Source organism: Rhodococcus sp. 4CII (assembly GCF_014256275.1).
In the GTDB taxonomy this organism is placed as follows: Bacteria; Actinomycetota; Actinomycetes; order Mycobacteriales; family Mycobacteriaceae; genus Rhodococcus_F; species Rhodococcus_F wratislaviensis_A.
Map to the genome: position 1 here is coordinate 4,232,897 of NZ_JACCFE010000002.1, position 19,409 is coordinate 4,252,305.

The window sequence follows — 19,409 nt, forward strand, 5'->3', positions numbered from 1 at the left end:
CAGAGCAGCGGCACCGAGCCGCGCGAAAGGCGGAAGTAACCGTGGCAGTCGAAACTGAGACCCCGGGACGGGCCACACCCAACGAGTGGCTGGACGTCGAAATGCCGGCCGAGTTGCCGACCGCGATGTGGATCGACGGCGAGTGGGCGCAGGCAAGCGGCGGCAATACCGCAACGCATACCAGTCCCCGCCGCGGCGAGACAACGCAGGTGGCGAGTGCTGCCGAAGTGGATGTCGAGCGCGCGATACAGGGCGCCAAGAACGCCTTTCGCAGCCGGGTGTGGGCAGGCTTGGAGCCGCGTGAGCGTGGTGAGGCGCTGATCCGGTGGGCCGACCTGCTCGACCAGCATCGTGATGAACTGGCATTCCTTGTCGCGTATGAAATGGGTAAACCCGTCACAATCGCGTGGAACGTCGAAATGCGTACCGCGATCAACACTGTGCGCTGGTACGGCGAGCTGGCCGACAAACTGATGGACGAGTCGCCGCGCGGGCGCAACGGCGCGGTCGCCCTGGTGACCCGTGAACCGGTCGGCGTCGTCGGCATCATCACGCCGTGGAACTTCCCGATGACACTGGCCATGTTCAAGATTCCGGCTGCCCTGGTCGCCGGCAACAGCGTCGTCGCCAAACCGGCCAGTCAGACGCCGTTCTCGTTGCTGCGGGCCGCGGAGCTTGCCTACGAGGCGGGCATTCCGTCGGGCGTGCTGCAGGTGATCACCGGCAGCGGCGCCAAGGTCGGCGAGCAGCTGGGCAAGCACGACGACATCGCGACCCTGGCCTTCACCGGATCTACCGACGTCGGAAAGCAGCTGCTGTCCTACGCGGGTGCGTCCAACGCCAAGCCGGTGTGGCTCGAGCTGGGCGGCAAGTCGCCGAACATCGTGTTCCCCGACGCGCCCGACCTGGACCGGGCAGCATCAATGGCTGCCTGGGCGGTGTCCTTCAACAGCGGTCAAATGTGCACTGCAGGGTCGCGATTGGTGGTCCACGAAGACATACGCGACGAAGTGGTGGCGAAGGTCGTCGACAACCTGAACGCGGCGGTGATCGGTGATCCTCTGGATCCGGCGACCACTCTCGGTCCGCTCGCCTTTGCCGCGCATCGCGACGACGTCCTGGCCGAGATCCGCAAGGGGATCGACTCGGGTGCCAAACTGGTTCTGGGCTCCGATACCAGGCGTGATGACGGCCTGTACGTCGACCCTGCTGTCTTCGTCGACGTCGATCCGGACAGCAGGCTCGCTCAGCACGAGATCTTCGGTCCGGTGCTGGCGGTGCACTCCTTCCGTACCGAGGAGGAGGCGCTCGCGATCGCGAACAATACGGTTTTCGGATTGGGTTCGTCGGTGTGGACCGCGGATCTGAGCCGGGCTCACCGGATGGCGCGCGGGATCGACGCCGGTATGGTCTGGATCAACTGCTACGAAGAGGGCGACTCCTCGGTCCCGTTCGGCGGACGCAAGCTGTCCGGGCACGGTGCGGACAGGAGCAATCACGGTCTGGATAAATACACGCACCTCAAGACGACCTGGATCGAGCTGTAATCGCTGGGTGCGCGACAGATCGTTTCTGATGTTCGGGGGCCACTGACGCCTATCCGCTGCGCGAACACGTTGTCTGCCAGGGCAATGCGATCGTCAGTCGACATACGTCCCGGGAACCGGAACACCCGGGTAGGCCTCGGTGACGCCGAACTCATTCTGAAACGGTCAGTGAGTAACGGTATTTCAATGAAGGCCATCGCTCCCCGGATCGCGCGGGCAAATGCGATCCGGGGACCGGTGTCAACGAGAGAAATGGATTGTCATGTCCGATGTATCGGTTCTCGGTCTCGGTCTCATGGGGAGCTCAATCGCCCACACACTGATCGACAAGGGCTACTCGGTTACCGTGTGGAACCGAACCACGGAGAAGGCCGCCCCCCTGACGGCGGCAGGCGGCAAAGCGGCCTTCACCGCTGTCGAGGCCGTCGAGTCGAGCCCCATCACTATCTCCGTCCTCGTCGATTCCTCCGCTCTCGTCGAGTGTCTCGGTGACGACATCGATTTGACCGGTCGCACCATAGTGAATCTGGCGACAGGGACCCCGGCGGATGCACGTGAGCTCGAGCAGTGGGTCACCAAGCGGAACGGGCTGATGCTGTCAGGTACGATCTCGGCTTATCCAAAGGACATCGGCACTCCTGTGGGCGGGGTGAACTACGCAGGGCCCATTGAGCTTTGGAACCGGAATGCGGAGATGCTTCTCGCGCTCGGCGGCTTGAGCGGGCACGTCGGCGAGGTTATTACCGACGCGAGCACCCTCGACCTTTCGATGCTGATCTTCTACATGTCGAGCATCGCCGCGTTCCAGGAGGCGGTGGTCTTCGCGGAAGCGTTCGGTGTGAGTCCGGACCGGCTCGTCGAGTTCGTCAGGCCGGGACTGCCGGTCCTCGAACGTGAAGTCGACGAGACGGTGCGACGAGTCGAAAGTGGCGACTACACAACCGACGAGGCGACGATCGGAACCTTCCATCACTGCATGGACCTCGTCTGGAAGGCGTCCGCCACGATCGCGGCCCGTCCGATTATCTCCTCCGCCGCCCGTGAACTCTTCGCCCTCGGAGTATCGGAGGGCCGGGCGAACGAGATCCCGTCAGGTGCCGTCCCCCTATTGCGGCAGATCCGAGACCGCAGCCAACATAGCTGATCCGTGAACACGATTCCCGAACTCGAACCGGTTGATCGGGTGGTCGGGCTCGATGCCGGGATCAGGAGCCTGTACACGCTGTCGACGGGGGAGAAGATCACCAACCCGCGTCATGAGGGCAGGGACCGTGCGCGGTTGGCGAAGGCGCAGCGGGTGCTGGCCAGGAAGGCGAAAGGGTCCCGTAACCGGGCCAAGGCCCGACTGAGGGTCGCGAAGATTCATGGCCGGATCGCCGATCGGCGGCGCGATCATCTGCACACACTCTCCACTCGGCTGGTGCGCGAAAATCAAGTGATCGCCATCGAGGATCTGAGTGTGCGGAACATGGTCAGGAATCGGTCGTTGTCGCGGGCGATCTCGGATGCGGGTTGGTCCGAGTTCCGGTCGATGCTCGAGTACAAGGCCGACTGGTATGGGCAGCGGTCGGTTTCGTCCTGAGTCTTCGTTGTGTCCTGCCGGGAAGCAGTTCGTTCGTCGGGGATCTCGATCTGCACCGGAAACGATCGATGATCGTCCGGCGCACCGACACCGACATCGACATCGAACGAGCATCTCTAGTGTCCCGCGTCAGAAATTCGTGAGATATATTTGGCGAGGGAATCGAGGATCTCCTCGGCGGTCTTGTGCCAGACGAACGGCTTCGGGTCGTCGTTCCAGGTCTTGATCCAGTTGCGAACGTCTTTCTCCAGTGCTGCAACGCTTTTGTGTACACCACGGCGGAGCAGCTGATCGGTCAGGAATGCGAACCATCGCTCGACCTGATTGATCCACGAGGACCCGGTCGGGGTGAAGTGGACGTGAAAACGTGGGTGCTTGGCCAACCAGTCGCCCACTGCCGGCGTCTTGTGGGTGGCCAGGTTGTCGCAGACGAGATGCACGTCCAACTCGTCGGGGACGGCCTTGTCGATCGCGGTGAGGAACTTCTTGAACTCCACGGCCCGGTGACGTCGATGAAGCTCGGAGATCACCGTGCCGTCGGCGATGTTGAACGCCGCGACTCCCCCAAGGACTACGTCCAGGGAGGTACCCCCAGGCTGGTGACGCCGCTGCGGGCGTAGTCATGACTGCGCCGTTCCGGCATGCCCGGCATCATCGGCAGCACCGGCTGGGAACGGTTCAAGGCCTGCATCTGACTCTTCTCGTCCACACAGAGGATAACGGCATGCTCGGGCGGATTATGGTAAAGGCCAACAACATCGACGACCTTGTCCACGAACTGCGGATCCGTGGAAAGCTTGAACCCGTCGGTCAGATGCGGTTTGAGTTCGAACTTGCGCCAGATCCGGCCGATCGTCGACGGTGACAGGCCGGTGCGCTTGGCCATCGAGGTACGCGACCAGTGCGTCGCATCGGCCGGGGCGGTTTCCAGCGTCGCGGTGACCACGTCTTCGACCCGGTCCAGCAAGATCGAGGGCGGACGACCCGGTCGAGGTTCGTCGACCAAGCCGTCGAGGCGTCGGTCGACGAAGCGCCCGCGCCATTTGTTGACCGTGTTAGCGGATATCCCCAGGTCTGCCGCGACTTGCTTGTTGGTCATCCCCGGCTCCGCGCAGGCCAACACGATCCGCGACCTCAGTGCCAACGATTGTGGGGTTTTCGCTCGCCGCGACCATCGAACGAGTTGTTCGCGTTCGTTATCGGTCAACATCAACTCCGCCTTCGGGCGTCCGGTTCGAGGCATGCCTCAGGATATCAAGTTAAAGCACGAATTTATGGCGTACGACACTAGGCGGTCCGGATCGTCGACGATCCGCTCCGTGCTGGCGAAGGTCGTGTACCGATCTTCGTGTCGGACCTGTTCGGTGTCACCGGCACGGACAGTTGCTGGGGGCAGTCCCGGATGACAGCGCCTCCACGCAACACGCGGGAAGGCGATCAATGAGTGGCTGTCCCGCCACCCGCGGTTTCACCTGTATTTTACCCGCCTCGGCTATGTGGGCCGTGACCGGCGGTCGCCCATTGGAGCCACGCCTCCGCAGCGACTCACTCAACGGGTGTGGATTCCGTTGTTGTGCGGTCGGGCTGGTAGATACGGACCGGCACCGAGACGTTCCCGCCCTCAGTGACCCCGGAGATGGTGCGGTCCTCGACCGAGGCCACCCGTGTCGTGCGGGGCGGGGGGAGTTGGCGCAGCGAACTTTCGAACACCGTCGAGCCCCAAGCGTATGAAGGGGTCCCGGCAGCAGTTCATCGAGCTGCTTGGCCACTGCCAGCGCATCCGCGTCCAGGACGTCCTGCCATTGCGAGTAGGTCATATGCAATCACTCTCCGATCGCGACGATGATGTGGTGAGAAGCCGGCCGCTACGGGCGGCCGATGCGTTCGTAGGTCTGCGGCCGCACCCAAGGCAGGCAGTTCTCGTCCGATGAACTGAGCGCACGGATCTTCCGATCATGTCAGATGATCGGAAGGGCGTCCACTGCGAGATGGGCGGTCCGGCTGCGTGGAGGCGGCAAAACGGAGACCTCCTCTTGCAGTCCCAGGCATCGTCCAGGTCATCCAGCTCGCGATACGTTCGACGACGTCTGCACGGTGTGCCTCCCGGTGGCGTATCCCAGGAGATCGCTCGCTCTTTCCGCTGTGCATTGACACACGCATTCGGCGGGCGCGCGGACAGGGCAGGCGAGCTAGCTGGGGGTGACGAGGAAGGTGCGGAAGGCGTTGTTGTTGGAGGCGGGTCCGGTTTGCCGCGGGAGGTCAACCGTCGTTCCTCGTCCCGAGTCCGTCGACCGCGGACCCTCTCGCTGAGAACGGCGGTCGAAAATTATGTGATGCGCATCACAGTTACGAAACTGATCTCAGTCTCAGGTTAAGCTTCCCCAACATCTCGCGGGTGTGGCTACTTCCACCCAAACATTCTGCGACTGAATATCTTTGAGAAAGTTCTGAGGGAAGCAAATGATGAAGAACTCTGCATCGGGACTGCGCCGGGGCGTCCGTATTGCAGGCCTGGGTGCTGCTGCGGCTGCCCTACTCGGTGTGATGTCTACTGGTGCGGCGAGCGCGGATACTTTCATCCCGCTGCCTGATGGTTCGAAGACCGGCCCGAATGTGACGTTGACGCGGACGGCGGAGAGTGCTCTGTCGTCGCCGTCGTTGGCTGCCAATGGCGTCGGTCGTGTGGCGTGGGTGTCGGGCACCGTCGTTGCCGATGTCAAGGGCATCAAGGACGTCACCGACGTTCCGGACGCGAACAACACGACGAACAATGCGGGTACCTACAACGGTACGAATGCGTCGACCACGCATGGTGTTTCGCGGGTGTCGACCGGGTACATCGTGGGTTGCCAGGTGGACATCACGGGTCTGTCGGCGAACCCGTCGTTCAGTCTGGGTTTGGATTCGTTGTCGGCGAGTGCGGGTCTGACGGTTCCGTTGGCTTCGGGTGAGGTCAAGTACGTGCCGCTCGGTGGTAAGGACATCAAGAAGGACGGCGTCTACGCGCTGCAGTACCAGGATTCGGAGCTGCAGGTGCAGAAGTGCGGCGGTTTCGCGCAGGCTCGTTCGTACTCGGTCGTGGAGATCGTGGGCAACGACTACTCGAAGACCGTTCTGTACGGTGCGCCGTTCAGCATCGGCTGATTTCGGCTCTTTCGCAGTCCTTCCCACCCACTTTCTCGCGTGCGCGAGTTATCTACCCTTAGAGGGGAACAATGATCATCAACCGTAAGAACGGTGTGCGTCTGGCCGCGGTCGGGGCCGCTGCTGCCGCGACCATGGGCTTCTTTTCCGTCGGTGCGGCGAACGCCGACACGTTCGTGCCGCTGCCCGGTGGCAGCATCACGCAGACCCTCGCGGACGGCACCGTGGTGACGGTGAACCTGACGGACGAGAGTGCGAACATTTCGCCGTCGATGGGGTCGACGCCGTTGCACCGCAACGTGTGGGTCTCCGGCAAGGCCGCCGTCGCGCTGCAGGGTGACGGTGTGCAGAGTGCGTACATCTATCCCGGCTACGTGCTGGCGTGCCAGGTCGACTTCGGTGCCGAGGCGGGCGCCGAGGGTGGGGCGGGGATGTCGTGGGCGGACATCGCGACCGGGTCGGTCGGGAATCCACTTGCCGGGGGGACAAGTGGCGGAATCACTCTCGGCCCCGGCCAGGCGATTCCGGTCGACATCCTGGACCAGGAATACGCCGACCCCTACGGCGGGGAGGCGCATTGGGGTGGCAACTACGTCGAGGGACCCACCGGTTCGGTCTCGTGGAGCGACTCCACCCTCGGGGTGAGCGGGTGCGCCGGCTACGCCCAGGCCCGGGCCTTCGTCAACGTCGAGGTCGAGACCGAGAACGTCACGAGCACCGTCACGCTGTGGGGCCAGCCCTTCAGCATCGGCTAGGGGCCATCACGGGGCGCTGGATAGGGACATCACGCCGTCGCGCCGCTGCCGGGCCCCGTACACCTCGACATCGTCCCGGATCGGGTCGACCTCCGCGGTCAGGATCAAGGCGGGCGGCAGCCGCGCGCGTTTCGGCGCGCACGGCTGCCGCGAGGTGTTCGTCGCCCGGTGTCTCGGCGGACGTATAGCTCGCAGAACCAGCGGACGTCCGAGGTCCACTCGTCGCGCCGGTGCAGGCAGACGGCAGCGGCGAGATTGCCGCCAGCGGAGTGGCGCCCGATTGCGATCCGGCGCGCTTCGATGTCGAGCTTCGGTGCCGCCGTGCAGGTAGGCGAGGGATGAACTTTTCGATACCGACGGGTGAATTCCACCAACTCCACAACGTCACCCGCGTTCGCTGAACTCCCCCATCAGAGTCTGTCGACCGGCGGTCGCCCATTGGAGCCACGCCTCCACAGCCACTCACTCAACGTGCGTGGATTCCGTTGTTTCGTGGACGGCGCGGGTACGCCCGTGCCAGGAGTTGTAACTCCTCCAAGGCGCAGTTGGAATCCGGGATTTTCTGCCACAAGCGGTCGATGAACTGGAGTCTCGACAGTCCGAATCGAACGAGGATCTCGTCGTCACCAGCGCCCCCGTACGGTGCCCACATACTCGCGAACCCAATAAGGATCGCCGCCTCTTTGTCGCGATGCTTCCGCTTGTGATCGACCGCACCCCGTGCGGCGTGCCGCAGGTGCCCTCTGCCATCTTCGGTGGAGGTCATTCTTTCGTTGAACGTCACGCTGTGTGTCCACCGAATTCGACGACTCCTGACATTGCGTCCGTATGAGGGCGACTCGGCGTCTGTCCAAACGTGGTTGCGGGACCCAATCGGAACGCCAGTTGCAGGCTTTCGCATGCGTCCAGCACGGCGCGGCGACTCTTGGCGTAGGTCTGCACCTCCGGGAAGAACCCGTGGAACATGCCGGTGTATCGCTGGCGACGCACCGCCACGCCTGCCTCGTGGAGACCGGCGGCATATGCCTCGCCGTCGTCGCGAAGCGGATCGACCTCGGCGGTGGCGATGTGAGCCCGGGCCAGTCCGGCCAGCGAACCGGCCTTCATCGGAACCGCGAGCTCGTCGAGATCGGCGGGAGAATCACCGACGTACTGCCTCCAGAACCACTGCGCGGTTTCGGCGTCGAGTAGTGGGGCGTCCTTGAAGTCGGTCCACGACGGCCTTGTGAACTGATCGTCCACCGCCGGATAGACGAGCAGTTGCATCACGGGCTGAGCGATTCCGCGACGGCGGAGGTCGAGGCACAGCGAGGCGGCCAGTCCACCGCCGGCCGAATCGCCGCCGACCGCGAGCTGGGACGGGGCGACGCCCAGTTCGGCGGCGTTGGCCCGGAGCCAGTCATAGGCCGCGCGGACGTCGGTGATCGCCGCCGGGAAGGGGTGCTCGGGCGCAAGGCGGTAATCCACCGATACGACGACGCAGCAGGCCTCGTCGGCGATGATCCGGCACAGCTCGTCGACGCCGTCGAGCGAACCGACGGTGAAGCCGCCGCCGTGGATGTAGAGCAGCGCGCCGGCCCGGGTTGTGCGGTCGGGCTGGTAGATACGGACCGGCACCGAGACGTTCCCGCCGTCGGCGACTCCGGAGATGGTGCGGTCCTCGACCGATAACACCTGTGTCGTGCGGGGCGGGGGAGTTGGCGCAGCGAACTGCCGAACACCGTCGAGCCCCAGCGTATGAAGGGGTCCCGGCAGCAGTTCCTCGAGCTGCTTGGCCACTGCCAGCGCATCCGAGTCCAGGACGTCCTGCCATTGCGAGTAGGTCATATGCAATCACTCTCCGATCGCGCGACGATGATGTGGTGGGAAGCCGGCCGCTACCGGTGTCCGATGCGTTGGTACGTCAGCGGCCGCACCGAAAGCAGGCATGTACTCGGTCCGACGAACCGAGTGACAGATCATACGATCATGTCAGATGATCGGTTTGATGTCCACTGTGAGACCGGATCGAGTGGAAGTCTCGGAAAGGAAATCATCTCGTCCGGGTGGGTGCCATTGACATCGCGCGTCCCACGAGGGTATCTATTCACTGTGACCAAGTTAACCGACTAGGTCAGATGAACAGTTGTGTACGACCACCAGCAACGAATGAATCGTTCTGTGTAAACCGTTCTCGGACAGGGAGTTGCGATGGGGCCATATGCATCGGACGTCGGTACGGTCGCGGCTGACGGCGGACTCCTCTCCCCGAAGGATCACTGGTGAACACTTTCCATACGGCGTTGCTGCTGATCGCCAACGTCTCGATGCTGGGCGCCGGCTACTATTACGGCGTCAAATTCCTTCGCCGCCAGCATAATCTTCTGCTCGGGATCGAGTGGCTGGTGATTGCGTTGTCCGGGACGAACGTGCTGTTCCTGGCCGCCACCGGGATCGTGCACTCGAGTTTCAGCTATCACCTCATGGTGTTCTTCGACGCGTTCTCGCGTTCGTTCGGGATGACGCTGATCATCGTGCTCGGGATGATGGCGGTGACCCGCGGGTACCGTCCGTCGTGGATGGTGGACGTCGGCGCCGTTGCGGCAGCGGTCGCGGTGGGATTGAACCGCACACTCGAAGTACGTCCCGTCGAGTTGGGATGGGCGATCTTCTATCTCGTGATGAATCTTGCGGTGGCGCTGTTCATGTTCGCGGTAGCAGTTCGTTTGTGGCAGATCCGTGAGCGACGGCACGCGGTGGGAGTCTTCGTGGCTACGGCCCTCGGAGCGTTCGTGGCGGTGATCTACGACTTCTTCCCGATTCCGGGTGATGATGCAGACCACACGCTGTTCTACATTCTGGCGTTGTCGGTCTGGGCTCTCATGCTCGTGACCTACTACCACGGATACCGCGTGCTGGGCGAGTACACCCGGGGCGCCTCCGGTGACGGTCTCGCGCCCGCGGCGGTGGAGGTGTCCGGCGTGGTCAGCCCACAGTGATCAGACGCTTGACGAGCTTGCCCGTGTGCCTGCGCGGCAGGACGGTGATCGCGGTCCAATTCGACTTCACCAGTCCGAGTTCCAATGCTGGGGAGCACGACCGGATCGACGTCGGTGCCGCCACGCGGCCTACCGGGTTGGGTGCCGCCCGTGTCCGAGGAAGAGGGGGGCGTCCTCGCACACGAGCGGCGGGCGGCCACCCGGCCGAGGGGGACCGGTCAGGGGACCTGGCTGCGTCTCGGGGCCGCCGAGCCCAGTGCAGCGTAAATGTCGGGTACCCCGCCGATGGGCGAGTTACTCGGGCGCGGCGGAAATGTTGTGCGCCGCCGGTTCACCCCGACTACCTACCCGGCCGAAGAACAGACCGGACGGTACCGACATCCGCAATGCGTCTCATCCCAGTTCGGCAGACGTGGGTCGCAAGTCGGCCGTCGGACGGGCAGTCGGCGATATCCTGAGGAGATGAATCGATGTAGTCGATGACCGATGTCGATCCGTTCGCGACCCAACGCGACGTGTCCGGTTCGGTCACCGCGGAGTTGGCGGCGGCCGGGTTCGACGACGCCCAGGAGATCGGTCGTGGCGGTTTCGGGGTGGTCTACCGCTGCACCCAGACCGCGCTCGACCGCACCGTGGCGGTCAAGGTACTCACCGCAGACCTGGACGCGGAGAACCGGGCGCGGTTCCTGCGCGAACAGCGTGCGGCGGGCCGGCTGACCGGGCACCCCAACATCGTCAACGTTCTCCACGCCGACGTTACGGAGAACGGCCGGCCGTTCATCGTCATGCCGTATTGCGCGGGGAGTTCTCTCGACGAGCGCATCCGGCGCCATGGTCCGCTCCCACCGGACGAAGCACTGCGGTTCGGAGTCAAGACGGCCGGGGCGCTGGAGACTGCCCACCGCCTCGGAATCCTCCATCGCGATGTCAAGCCCGGGAACATCCTGATCACCGACTACGGTGAGCCCGCGTTGACGGATTTCGGCATTGCGCACATCGCCGGCGGGTTCGAAACCGATGCCGGGATCGTGACGGGATCGCCGGCGTTCACCGCCCCCGAGGTGGTGGCCGGCGACCCGCCGAGTCCTGCCGCCGACGTCTACGGTCTCGGTGCGACGCTGTTCGCGGCCATCACCGGGCACGCTGCCTTCGAGCGCCGCAGCGGTGAGCAACTGGTGGCGCAGTTTCTGCGGATCACGTCCGAGCCGGTTCCGAACCCGCGCGAGCACGGCATCGCCGAGGACATCAGCGCGGTCATCGAGCGCGCGATGTCCGCGGAACCCGGTGACCGACCCTCCGCGGTGGAACTGGGCCGGCAACTTCGTGAGTGCCAACTGCATCACGGCTTCCCGGTCGACGAGATGGCGATGAATCCGGAACCCGTTGCAGTGCAGGGCGGGTTGCCCGTCGTGGGAGGCCGTTCGACGGAGGAAAGTGCGTCACGCAGGCCCGCGTGGTCACCGGCCGATTCGGGTCGGACGGGTGGACTTCCGCTCGAGCTCACCAGCTTCGTGGACCGCCGCACCGAACTGGCCGAGGCGACGAACCTCTTGTCGACGTCGCGGCTGGTGACGTTGACCGGAATCGGCGGGGTGGGCAAGACCCGGCTCGCCCTGCGTGCCGCCACCAAGGTGCAACGGAACTTCTCGGACGGCGTGACGCTGGTCGAACTGGGTGAGCTGCGCGATGATTCGCTGCTGCCGGGGATGGTGGCGGCTGCGCTGGGGGTGCGGGACCAGTCGGCGCGATCCGCTCACGAGGTGCTGGTCGAGTTCCTCGCCCCGCGGGACCTGTTGCTCGTGCTGGACAACTGCGAGCAGGTGGTGGCCGCGGCTGCGAAGCTCGCCGAGATCCTGCTTCGAGCGTGTCCGCAGTTGCGGATTCTCGCCACCAGTCGCGAAGCGCTCGGGATCGGCGGGGAAACGGCGCTGCTGATTCCCCCGCTGCCGGTCCCGGATCCCGATCACCTTCCGAAGGGTCTGCCCCGCAACGATGCGGTCACTCTGTTCGTCGAGCGGGGCGCCGCCGCCGTCCCCGGGTTCGAACTCACCGAGGACAACAAGGTCACCATTGCCAGGATCTGCCAGCGGCTGGACGGACTGCCGCTGCCGATCGAGTTGGCGGCCGCCCGGCTTCGAGCGATGACGCCCGACCAGATTCTGCGGCGGCTGACCGACCGCTACCTGCTTCTCACCCGCGGCAGCAGGGATGCGCCGTCGCGGCAGCAGACACTGCGGATGTGCATCGACTGGAGTTACGACCTGTGTACACCCGCGGAACAACGGATGTGGGCGCAGCTGGCCGTGTTCGCGGGCAGTTTCGAACTCGAGGCCGCGGAACAGGTGTGCGGCGGCGGCGAGGCGGAGGACCTGCTCGACACGGTGACCTTCCTCGTCGACAAGTCGATCCTGACACGTGAAGAGTCGGGTACCGCGGTGCGGTTCCGGATGCTCGAGACCTTGCGCGCCTATGGGTGCGAAAAGGCGCAGGAGAGTGGGGAGTACACCGAACTTCGCCGTCGGCACCGTGACTGGTGTGAGCGATTGGCGCTGGACGCCGATGCCGATTGGATCAGCTCCCGGCAGCTCCCGCTGATCGCCCAGCTGGGGCGGGAACAACCGAATCTCCGTGAGGCGCTGGAGTTCTGCGTGTCCGAAAGCCCGGACATCGGAGTGCGCATCGCCGCCGCTCTGTACCCGTTCTGGCTGTCCCGCGGATTGTTCGGCGAGGGGCGGCGGTGGCTCGGCCGCTTCCTCGATCGGCTGCCGTCCGAACCGACGAGCGATCGCGCGACGGCGCTCTACGCCGGCACCGTGCTTGCCGGAGTACAGGGCGACATCCCGGTCTCGGACACCCTGGCGGACGAGGCGCAGGCGCTCGCCGCCCGGACGACCGACCCGATGGTGCGCGCCCACGTCGACCACACGGTCGGATACGCAGCACTGTTCGGTGGGCGGCTCCCCGACGCACGCGCGCGACTCGACCAGGCCGCCGAGGCCTTCGCGGGACGCAACGACCTCTACGAGGTCGCCGCCATCGTGGGCCTGGGTATGACGCACGACCTCTTGAACGACACGGCACGGGCCATCGAATGCCATGAGCGCGTCCTCGCGATCACCGAGGCGCAGGGCGAATCGGTTTATCGGTCCTATTCGTTGTGGGCGCTGGCCGTGGCCGTGTGGCGGCTCGGCGAGAGGGAGCGCGCGGCGCGCCTCCTCGGGCAGGCACTCCAGGTGGACCGCCGGGTGAACGACCGGCTCAATGCCAGCGTCTGCCTGCAGGCGCTCGCGTGGATCGCCGCGGAGGAGGACAACGCGGAGCGGGCGGTCGTGTTGATGGGAGCCGCCGACGCGCTGACCCGGTCGGTGGGCAGTTCGGCGGTGTTGGTACCCGGTCTGAGCGTGTATCAGGACGAGTGCGAACACCGGACCCGGGAGGCGCTGACCGAGCAGGCGTATGCCGCGGCGCACGAAAGGGGTCGGGGGTTCGGCTTCGACGCAGCGGTCGCCTACGCACTGGGCGAGCAGGTGTCGTCCGCGCAGGCGTCGGCGTCGGCGGGTCCGTCGTCGAAGCCGACGAAACGGGAGCGGGAGGTTGCCGCCCTGATCGCCGAGGGGCTGACCAACAAGGAGATCGCCGCTCGACTGGTGATCTCGCCTCGCACCGCGCAAGGGCACGTGGAGCATCTCCTGACGAAGCTGGGATACAACTCGCGTGCACAGATCGCGGCGTGGGTCGTGGAATCCCGGGGCGAGGGTTCCTGAAGCTAGCTCGGGTGTCTGCCGCTCCAGTGGGACGCGATGCCCTGCAGTGCGGTGATGTGACGGTGCGCGAGTTGCATGAAGTGTTTCGTTGCCGGCGACAGTCCACCGCCCGCGTGGGTGACCAAGGCGAACCGCTCCTCGTAGGGCGGGTCCAATGCCACCCACGCGACCTTGTTCGCGCTTTCGTGAGACCGAGCGACGAGATACGACACCAGGGTGTCGCCGACCCCCCCGTAACCGCGCACTGAGCACCACCGCGGCGCGAAGCGTCCCGCCTGCACCCGCCGCTCGCGCCGAGCACAACCCCGTCTGACCGGCATTGTTTCGGAGCCGTCGGGGCGCGGAGAATGAGACCTCGGCATTATCGCGACGAGCGACAGGGGTGTCACGTGCAACCGACGAAGCGAAACCGCGGGCGACTTCGCGGCCGTCGTACCGCTCTCGCCGTGCTCTCGATCATGGCGGTGGCGGTCCTGCCGGTGGCCGGGTGTGGATCGCAGACCACGCCGTCCGAATCCGAATCACGACAGGACGTGACGACTTCCGCGACGAACCTGCTGCCCCAGGACGTTCTGGTCGCGCTGGACGCCGTGCAGAGCTACTTCCCGGAGATCGATCACCAGACCACGACGAGTGAGAACTCGACTGCTTCCGGTAACCCGGACGCGACGAGAATGGTGATCTACGAGGGGGAAGACGGCAAGCGGATCACGGTGTCGGTCGATCGGTATCCCAGCCCCGACTCGGCCTCGGCCGCATTCGAGCAAGCGATCGACGCGAGTGAAGTGGTCCCGGGCTTTGCGCCGCTGCCGGCTCCCGCCGACGTCGGCGACAAGGCGTTCGCCGGCGTGGTGACTCAGGGAGAAGACACTCACATCGGAGTCGGCGCGCTCGCGGGCGGCCAGGTCGTCGGCGTGACGTCGGCCGGCTACCCGGCCACACCCCGAAATATCGGACAGCTGACCGAACTCATGCGCGCAGCCGTCGAGAAGGCGACAACGGCGTAGATCGCGGGTTGGCACTACCGTTGACGCGGTCGACTTCCGCACGCCAGAAGGGGAACCGCCACGCATGGCCGGCAACGAGGGTTCGAACCACGCGCATTCGACGGCAACACCGCACTTGCGTCGCCGGCTGGGGGTGTTCGACTCGGTGATGATCGGCCTCGGCTCGATGATCGGGGCGGGGATCTTCGCGGCGCTGGGGCCTGCCGCGGCCGCCGCCGGGGGTGCGTTGCTCGTCGGGCTGGCGCTGGCCGCGGTGATCGCGTACTGCAATGCCAATTCGTCGGCTCGGCTCGCCGCGCTGTACCCGCAATCCGGCGGCACCTACGTCTACGGCCGTGAACGCCTGGGACCGTTCATCGGGTATCTGGCCGGCTGGGGATTCGTGGTGGGTAAGACCGCGTCGTGCGCCGCGATGGCCCTGACGGTGGGCGCCTACCTGTGGCCGGGCCGCGAGCACGTCGTCGCGGTGATCGCGATGGTCGCCGTCACCGCGGTGAATTATCTGGGGGTGCAGAAATCGGCCCTGGTCACCCGAGGCATCGTGGTCGCGGTGCTCGCCGTCCTCGCGTTGGTGGTCGGGGCCTGCCTGACCGGTTCCGACACCACCGTCGGGGACCTCGGGATCGGCTCCGGCAACGGAGTGATCGGGGTCCTGCAGGCGGCGGGTCTGCTGTTCTTCGCGTTCGCCGGGTACGCCCGGATCGCGACGCTCGGCGAGGAAGTGAAGGATCCGCACCGAACCATTTCCCGGGCCATCCCGATCGCGCTGGCCATCACACTCGTCGTCTACCTGCTCGTGTCGGTGGCGGTGCTGACAGCGCTCGGCCCGGACGCCCTCGCCGTCGCCACCGACCCGCTCGCGCAGGCGGTTGCCGCTGCCGGGTTCGGTGGGCTCGAACCGGTGGTCCGGGTGGCCGCGGTGGTGGCCGCGCTCGGTTCGCTGCTCGCGCTGACATTGGGGGTCTCGCGCACCGTCTTCGCGATGGCCCGCGACGGTCACCTGCCGCGCCTACTCGACGCCGTGCATCCGCGGTTCGCGGTGCCGTATCGGGCCGAGCTGGCGGTCGGCGCCGTGGGTGCGATCCTCGCCGCGACAGCGGATCTGCGCGGGGTCATCGGATTCTCCTCGTTCGCGGTGCTGGTCTACTACCTGATCGCCAACGCGTCCGCCTGGACACTCTCCCCGAGATGGTGGCCACGCGCGGTGACGATGGCCGGCGCGGTGGGGTGTGTCGTCCTCGCCGTGTTCCTACCGCTGGCATCCGTGGTCTCGGGCGTGATCGTCCTCGGTATCGGGGCATTGATCTACGCGATCCGATCGGCATCTGGAGCGGCCGGCGAGGGTCGGGTTTCGCGCTCCGCGGGCTGAGGCGCCGCCGTCGCGGGCTGGCCAACCGCAGCCTCGCATGGGAGCCTTCAACGACGATCCACTGCGCTGCGCCCGCCGCGTGATGTGACCGGGAGGAGGTGGGTGAATTGTTCATCCTGCTCCGGCACGCCCACGCCGGCGACAAGAAGAACTGGGACGGCCCCGACGCCGACCGCCCACTCAGCACGTTGGGGGATCAGCAGGCCCAGGGCCTGGTCGAAACGCTGACCGGCATCGAGGTGGCAGTGCTGTTCTCGAGTCCCACCACCCGCTGTCGGCAGAGTCTGCTGCCGCTCGCCGACGAGCGCGGTCTCAGCGTGCAGGATCATCCACTGCTGGGCCCGGACGCACCGCCAGAGGAACTCTTCGCGGTGCTGCACGCGCCGGACGCCGACAGGGCCGTCTTCTGCACCCACGGGGAGGTCCTCAACGCCCTGGCGGAGTTCGCGCGGTCCCACGGAACACCCGGTGTTCCACCGTCGGGGGCGACCGCGAAAGGCGGCGCCTGGTTCGTGGACTGTGCGGCCGGCGTGCCCCCGACCCTGAAGTACCTCGCGCCGGCGCCCGCCCGCTGACGGCGACCGCTGTCTAGCCCGCGAATGCGGCGACGCTCTCGCGGGCCTGCCGTGTCCGCGTCGATTCCACGGCGTACAGCAGACCGAAGATGAAACCGCTCTCGTCCGACGTCGTGCCGGCGCGTGCCCCGGACGCCCGGAGGGCCTCGGCGGCGGCGACGCTGTCCTGGTGCTCGCCGAGCACCTGCTGGACTTTCTTGTACTTGGCTGCCTTCTTTTTCGCGGACTTCTTTCCGAGCAGCGGTGCGACGAGTTCGACGGCATAGCGGGCACGTTCGGCGGCCGTGCGCGCCCGGTGCAGCGCCTCCTCGTCCGTGCCCACCGCCGCGGTCGTGACCAGGGTGGCGGCTTTGCGTTCGGCCCGCCGAACGCTCCGTTCGAGCACCGTGGGGCCGTCCGCGGCCTCGGCTGTCAGAGGTGGGTCCGTTCGCCACCGCGCCACCGCCGCCAGCAACGTGCGGTAACGGTCACCGTCGAGGGCGGCCGTCACCTCCTGCAGGCTGCGCCGCTCGTCGGCGAGCAGATCATCGCCGACGCGCGACACGACCGGACCTAGTTCGGCCGTAAGGCCGGCGAGCGCGTCCGCGACGTGCGCCCGGTGCACCTGCCGGTCTCGCACATCGTCGAGAAGACTTTCGTACCAAGACAACTCCGCATCGAACTCTGCCGCGGCCGTCGGCTCGAACAGGCGCTCGAAGACCCGGAGGGTGCTGCGGAACCGCCGGATCCCTGCCCGGGTGGAACGCACCGGGTCCCGTCCCCGGCGAAACCGCACGTCACCGGCCACGATCGCTTGCGACTGGGTGTCCAGATAGCCGACGAGCAGCGCCTGTGTCGGAGTCCGGTTCCTGCGATCCAGCACGAGATGCGCGGTGTTCAGCACACGACCGAGCTTCGACGGGTGCCACGACGGCTTCGCGCCGCGCAGGCTGAGGCGTTTACCGATCTTCCCGAGCAGTTTCTCGTCGCCGGCGTGGCCGAGTTCCACCTCCACCTCGCGCCACTTGCTCACGACGGTACGGTCACCCGAGAGGGTGCCGCGCACCCGATCGTCGGTTACCTCTGCCACGAGGCGGTCTTCGGAGTCGAACAGGCGTCGCGTGCGTCTCGTCGTCGCCAGAGTGGCCACCGGATGCACCGGTTTGCCCAGTGCGACACCCGAAATCAATGCCGTCAGCTCGTCGGGTACGGCGTCACTCTCACCCGGAGGCATCCTGATCTCGGTACGGGCCTTGCCCGCGGGGACCTTCAACTGCCAGCCGACGTCTGCATTCCCCGTCCGGCGGCGAAACGTGAGGTGCTGGCGCAGCAGGTCGTGGTCGGCCGTGTCGTAATAGACGCTGGTCCGGTTCACGGTTCCCGACTCGATCCGGCCCCCGTCGGGGATCACGTCTTCGAAGCTCGGCAGGACGAATTCCAGACCCACCTCGTACTTGTCCCGCTCCCGCTGCGTCGACACCATGAACTCAGTGTGCACCCACCACCACCGTGCCGTTGCTCGTCGCGCAATCGGCACGGAGTGCGGGTAATCTGTCTGCACGGTAGTGGTCGATCGCGCCTCGACGTCGAGGCCGGTGCGCCGCGAAAAACGTTTCGCAAATGGATCTTTCGATCGCTTGATGCATGCTTCATGCAATGCCACCTGCGCGGGGCAGGTCACTCGGGTGAGCCGCATCTCCGAGTGCCCCGACCGTGTTCGGTCTTCGAAAGGGGAACGTCCCACATGTGCACTCCGAACAGGCGCCTCGATCTCGACCGTCCCGTGGAACTCGACTGGATAACGCGGGCACAATGCCGGGAAGGAGACCCGGATCAGCTCTTCGTGAGAGGTGCCTTACAACGCAAGGCGGCGGCCATGTGTCGGCATTGCCCCGTAGTGATGGAATGCGGCGCGTATGCACTCGACAATCGAATCGAGTTCGGCATCTGGGGCGGTATGACGGAACGTCAGCGTCGTGCGCTGCTGAAGGAGCACCCCGGCGTCTCCTGGTCGGAGCTGTTCGAGGCGCAGCGCCGGTGTTAGCGTGAATCACGCTGCCACAGCATGGAGGTGCGGTATGAGGCTCTCGAACGCGGTGCACACCTCCCGGTCCTGGCGCGTCCACGAACTCACCAGCGATTTCACGCTCGAGGATGTGTGGGCGCTGCCGACTCCGGGCGGCCGGAACGACTTCACCCGGCTGGTGCAGGACTTCCCTCGGCTGATGCAAGGGCTGGCGTCCGGCGACTCGTCGCATGTCACCTCACGCGCTACCAGGATGCTGTTCGCGATCCGGAGGGCGCTCGGGCGGGTGTTCCGATGGGACGGGTCGGGCTCCGGTGTCGGCTACAGGGTGCCGACGCTCCGAGACCGTCTACCGGCCGATCTGCGCGACGCCCCGTCCGGGCCGGACCTGGGCTCCTTCGCCTCCGTCTACCTGCTCGACGACGAATGGGCCGTGGAACTCGCCAATCGGACCGTCCACGGAGTCATGCACATCGGCTGGGTTCCCGACGATGCCGGCGGCTACCGCGGTGAGATGGCGGTCTATGCCAAGCCGAACGGGCTGCTCGGCACCTGGTACATGCATGCCATCGCGCCGTTCCGGCGCATGATCGTCTACCCGGCGATGATGCGGCAGATCGAGCGGAGATGGCGGGCAGGTATCAGCGGCGCCGTTCGGCCGGCACCCGAGGACACCTGAGGAT

General features: G+C 65.9%; 16 protein-coding genes and 3 pseudogenes. 13 read left to right on the top strand and 6 right to left on the bottom strand.

The annotated features are described in order from the left end of the window. The first annotated feature begins 41 nt into the window (after positions 1 to 41). The 3 genes and pseudogenes from H0B43_RS20360 to H0B43_RS20370 all read left to right on the top strand — a co-directional run. Positions 42 to 1,547, top strand: a complete 1,506-nt coding sequence (locus H0B43_RS20360) for an aldehyde dehydrogenase family protein (protein WP_312033687.1) — start codon at positions 42 to 44, stop codon at positions 1,545 to 1,547. Positions 1,548 to 1,809: 262 nt separating this feature from the next. Next, entirely contained in the window at positions 1,810 to 2,691 is an 882-nt protein-coding gene (locus H0B43_RS20365) for an NAD(P)-dependent oxidoreductase (RefSeq protein ID WP_185726295.1), read from the top strand. A gap of 12 nt (positions 2,692 to 2,703) precedes the next feature. Beyond that, positions 2,704 to 3,120: pseudogene (locus tag H0B43_RS20370) on the top strand (RNA-guided endonuclease TnpB family protein); the annotation flags it as partial. Between the two features lie 125 nt (positions 3,121 to 3,245). Here the strand turns inward: H0B43_RS20370 and H0B43_RS20375 are convergent. Continuing rightward, positions 3,246 to 4,372, bottom strand: a pseudogene (locus tag H0B43_RS20375) (IS630 family transposase). Positions 4,373 to 5,359: 987 nt separating this feature from the next. On the opposite strand from H0B43_RS20375, the pseudogene H0B43_RS43195 reads away from it, so the two are divergent. The 3 genes and pseudogenes from H0B43_RS43195 to H0B43_RS20390 form a co-directional block, all read left to right on the top strand. Further along, positions 5,360 to 5,569 (top strand): annotated as a pseudogene (locus H0B43_RS43195) (hypothetical protein); the annotation flags it as partial. Between the two features lie 20 nt (positions 5,570 to 5,589). Then, positions 5,590 to 6,273 carry an MspA family porin gene (locus H0B43_RS20385; RefSeq protein ID WP_185726294.1) on the top strand — a complete coding sequence of 228 codons (684 nt, stop codon included), beginning with the start codon at positions 5,590 to 5,592 and terminating at the stop codon, positions 6,271 to 6,273. A 71-nt stretch (positions 6,274 to 6,344) separates the two neighbouring features. Continuing rightward, positions 6,345 to 7,028: an MspA family porin gene (locus tag H0B43_RS20390; RefSeq protein ID WP_185726293.1), complete on the top strand. Its 684-nt coding sequence runs from the start codon at positions 6,345 to 6,347 to the stop codon at positions 7,026 to 7,028. A gap of 466 nt (positions 7,029 to 7,494) precedes the next feature. Here the strand turns inward: H0B43_RS20390 and H0B43_RS20400 are convergent, their stop codons facing one another. Together H0B43_RS20400 and H0B43_RS20405 are read right to left on the bottom strand one after the other, a co-directional pair. Next, on the bottom strand, positions 7,495 to 7,812 hold the full coding sequence (locus H0B43_RS20400) for a hypothetical protein (protein ID WP_312037623.1): 318 nt from the start codon (positions 7,810 to 7,812) through the stop codon (positions 7,495 to 7,497). After that, positions 7,809 to 8,855, bottom strand: coding sequence for an alpha/beta hydrolase (locus H0B43_RS20405; RefSeq protein ID WP_185726292.1), 1,047 nt, complete (start codon positions 8,853 to 8,855; stop codon positions 7,809 to 7,811). Before H0B43_RS20405 ends, H0B43_RS20400 begins: the two co-directional genes overlap by 4 nt. A gap of 434 nt (positions 8,856 to 9,289) precedes the next feature. On the opposite strand from H0B43_RS20405, the gene H0B43_RS20410 reads away from it, so the two are divergent. Continuing rightward, on the top strand, positions 9,290 to 10,006 hold the full coding sequence (locus tag H0B43_RS20410; protein WP_185726291.1) for a hypothetical protein: 717 nt from the start codon (positions 9,290 to 9,292) through the stop codon (positions 10,004 to 10,006). Here H0B43_RS20410 and H0B43_RS20415 read toward each other — a convergent pair. Further along, positions 9,993 to 10,130, bottom strand: coding sequence for a hypothetical protein (locus H0B43_RS20415; RefSeq protein ID WP_185726290.1), 138 nt, complete (start codon positions 10,128 to 10,130; stop codon positions 9,993 to 9,995). The genes H0B43_RS20410 and H0B43_RS20415 overlap by 14 nt on opposite strands. A 355-nt stretch (positions 10,131 to 10,485) precedes the next feature. On the opposite strand from H0B43_RS20415, the gene H0B43_RS20420 reads away from it, so the two are divergent. Beyond that, positions 10,486 to 13,770 carry a protein kinase domain-containing protein gene (locus H0B43_RS20420; protein WP_185726289.1) on the top strand — a complete coding sequence of 1,095 codons (3,285 nt, stop codon included), beginning with the start codon at positions 10,486 to 10,488 and terminating at the stop codon, positions 13,768 to 13,770. Positions 13,771 to 13,772: 2 nt separating this feature from the next. Here the strand turns inward: H0B43_RS20420 and H0B43_RS20425 are convergent, their stop codons facing one another. Beyond that, a complete protein-coding gene (locus tag H0B43_RS20425; protein ID WP_185726288.1) occupies positions 13,773 to 14,015 on the bottom strand; it encodes a hypothetical protein in 243 nt (80 codons plus the stop codon). A 102-nt stretch (positions 14,016 to 14,117) separates the two neighbouring features. On the opposite strand from H0B43_RS20425, the gene H0B43_RS20430 reads away from it, so the two are divergent. The 3 genes from H0B43_RS20430 to H0B43_RS20440 all read left to right on the top strand — a co-directional run bounded on the left by H0B43_RS20430 (position 14,118) and on the right by H0B43_RS20440 (position 16,721). Continuing rightward, on the top strand, positions 14,118 to 14,777 hold the full coding sequence (locus tag H0B43_RS20430) for a hypothetical protein (RefSeq protein WP_397517543.1): 660 nt from the start codon (positions 14,118 to 14,120) through the stop codon (positions 14,775 to 14,777). Between the two features lie 64 nt (positions 14,778 to 14,841). Beyond that, positions 14,842 to 16,146 (top strand): APC family permease, encoded by a 1,305-nt coding sequence (locus H0B43_RS20435; protein ID WP_185726286.1) that lies wholly within the window; start codon positions 14,842 to 14,844, stop codon positions 16,144 to 16,146. Positions 16,147 to 16,253: 107 nt separating this feature from the next. After that, positions 16,254 to 16,721, top strand: coding sequence for a histidine phosphatase family protein (locus tag H0B43_RS20440; RefSeq protein ID WP_185729870.1), 468 nt, complete (start codon positions 16,254 to 16,256; stop codon positions 16,719 to 16,721). Between the two features lie 13 nt (positions 16,722 to 16,734). Here the strand turns inward: H0B43_RS20440 and H0B43_RS20445 are convergent, their stop codons facing one another. Further along, entirely contained in the window at positions 16,735 to 18,183 is a 1,449-nt protein-coding gene (locus tag H0B43_RS20445) for a CYTH and CHAD domain-containing protein (protein ID WP_185726285.1), read from the bottom strand. 261 nt (positions 18,184 to 18,444) lie between these two features. Here H0B43_RS20445 and H0B43_RS20450 point away from each other — a divergent pair, with 261 nt between their 5' ends. Then, positions 18,445 to 18,744, top strand: a complete 300-nt coding sequence (locus H0B43_RS20450) for a WhiB family transcriptional regulator (protein ID WP_185726284.1) — start codon at positions 18,445 to 18,447, stop codon at positions 18,742 to 18,744. A 34-nt stretch (positions 18,745 to 18,778) separates the two neighbouring features. Further along, complete coding sequence (locus H0B43_RS20455; protein ID WP_185726283.1) at positions 18,779 to 19,405, top strand: DUF2867 domain-containing protein; 627 nt, start codon at positions 18,779 to 18,781, stop codon at positions 19,403 to 19,405. Positions 19,406 to 19,409 lie beyond the last annotated feature (4 nt).

What these genes read in the sequence shown, in the direction of transcription:
- H0B43_RS20365 (WP_185726295.1), top strand. Translation starts at nt 1,810, where the DNA reads ATGTCCGATGTATCGGTTCTCGGTCTCGGTCTCATGGGGAGCTCAATC.
- H0B43_RS20385 (WP_185726294.1), top strand. Translation starts at nt 5,590, where the DNA reads ATGATGAAGAACTCTGCATCGGGACTGCGCCGGGGCGTCCGTATTGCA.
- H0B43_RS20390 (WP_185726293.1), top strand. Translation starts at nt 6,345, where the DNA reads ATGATCATCAACCGTAAGAACGGTGTGCGTCTGGCCGCGGTCGGGGCC.
- H0B43_RS20405 (WP_185726292.1), bottom strand. Translation starts at nt 8,855, where the DNA reads ATGACCTACTCGCAATGGCAGGACGTCCTGGACTCGGATGCGCTGGCA.
- H0B43_RS20420 (WP_185726289.1), top strand. Translation starts at nt 10,486, where the DNA reads ATGACCGATGTCGATCCGTTCGCGACCCAACGCGACGTGTCCGGTTCG.
- H0B43_RS20430 (WP_397517543.1), top strand. Translation starts at nt 14,118, where the DNA reads ATGAGACCTCGGCATTATCGCGACGAGCGACAGGGGTGTCACGTGCAA.
- H0B43_RS20435 (WP_185726286.1), top strand. Translation starts at nt 14,842, where the DNA reads ATGGCCGGCAACGAGGGTTCGAACCACGCGCATTCGACGGCAACACCG.
- H0B43_RS20445 (WP_185726285.1), bottom strand. Translation starts at nt 18,183, where the DNA reads ATGGTGTCGACGCAGCGGGAGCGGGACAAGTACGAGGTGGGTCTGGAA.
- H0B43_RS20450 (WP_185726284.1), top strand. Translation starts at nt 18,445, where the DNA reads ATGTGCACTCCGAACAGGCGCCTCGATCTCGACCGTCCCGTGGAACTC.
- H0B43_RS20455 (WP_185726283.1), top strand. Translation starts at nt 18,779, where the DNA reads ATGAGGCTCTCGAACGCGGTGCACACCTCCCGGTCCTGGCGCGTCCAC.